A 1,517-nucleotide genomic window follows, 5' to 3' on the forward strand; every position below is an offset into this window, starting at 1 on the left:
CAGCAGGATGGAGTTGCGCACGATGATGCCGGCCAGCGCGATCATGCCGATCATGGACGTGGCGGTGAACTGCGAGTGCAGCAGCGCGTGGCCAGGCATGACGCCGATCATGGTCAGCGGGATGGGCGCCATGATGATCAGCGGTGTGACGTAGCTCTTGAACTGCGCGACCACCAGCAGGTAGATCAGGACCAGGCCCACGCCATAGGCGGCGCCCATGTCGCGGAAGGTTTCGTAGGTGATCTGCCATTCACCGTCCCACTTGACGGCGTACTGGCGGTACGGGTCTTTGGGCTGTGTGATCCAGTACTCGCCCATTTCGCCGGTGTTGGGCAGCGCGGCTTCTTTCATGGACGAGCGGATGCCGAACAGGCCGTACAGCGGCGAGTCGAGTGCACCGGCCATGTCGCCGAACACGTAGGTGACGGGCAGCATGTCTTTGGTGTAGCGCGGCTGGTCGATCACGCCGCGCTCGACGGTGACCAGTTCGGACAGCGGCACCATGGCGCCGTTGGCGGCTTTCAGCGGCAGCGCGAGCACGGCGTCCAGGCCGACCTGCGCTTCGCGCGGCAGCTGGATGCGCACCGGCACGGCGAACTTGGCGTGGCCGTCGTGCAGGTAGGCGGCGTCGCTGCCCGAGAGCGCGGCGTACACCGTCTGCGCGATGGTCTGCACCGGGATGCCAAGCGACTCGGCGCGCTGGCGCTGGATGCGCAGGAAGGCGCGCGGTGCGTGTTCCTTGAGCGAGGTGTCCACGCCCACGATGTCGGGTGTGCCGGCAAAGGCCTTGGCCACGCGCTGCGCGAGTTCGGCGCGGCCGTCCTGGTCGGGGCCGTAGACCTCGGCCACGATGGGCGACATCACCGGCGGGCCGGGCGGCACTTCCACCACCTTGACGCGCGCGCCGTGGGCGGCGGCGATCTTCTCCAGCGCGGGGCGGTGGCGCTGTGCGATGGCGTGGCTCTTCTCGCTGCGGTCGTGCGCACCGATCAGGTTGACCTGCAGGTCGCCGCCTTCGGCTTCGGCGCGCAGGTAGTACTGGCGCACCAGGCCGTTGAAGGTGATGGGGCTGGCGGTGCCGGCGTAGCCCTGCACGTTGGCCACCTCGGGCTGCTGCGCGAGAAAAGCGGTCATGTCCTGCAGCACGGCGGTGGTGCTTTCCAGCGGCGTGCCGGCGGGCATATCGACCACCACCTGGTACTCGCTCTTGTTGTCGAAGGGCAGCATCTTCAGCACCACCCACTGCACCAGCGCCAGCCCCACCGACAGCAGCAGCGCGACCAGGATGCCGGCCAGCAGCAGCCAGCGCTTGCGCGCGCTCTGCAGGAAGGGCGTGAGGATCTTGGTGAAGGTGTTCTGCAGCGCGCTGGTGAGTTTGCCCGGGCCGTGGTCGGCATGGCCGTCGGTCTTGGTGAGCTTCAACGCAAGCCAGGGCGTGACGGTGAAGGCGATGGCCAGCGAAATCGCCATGCCCATGCTGGCGTTGATCGGGATCGGGCTCATGTACGGGCCCATCA

Annotated in this window: 1 protein-coding gene; it reads right to left on the minus strand. The window is 67.6% G+C overall.

From position 1 onward, the window contains the following. On the minus strand, positions 1–1,517 hold a 1,517-nt coding region (locus RMP09_RS21250; RefSeq protein WP_310567973.1), incomplete at both ends, for an efflux RND transporter permease subunit.

The organism is Hydrogenophaga sp., from assembly GCF_031426985.1.
Classification (GTDB): domain Bacteria; phylum Pseudomonadota; class Gammaproteobacteria; order Burkholderiales; family Burkholderiaceae_C; genus Hydrogenophaga.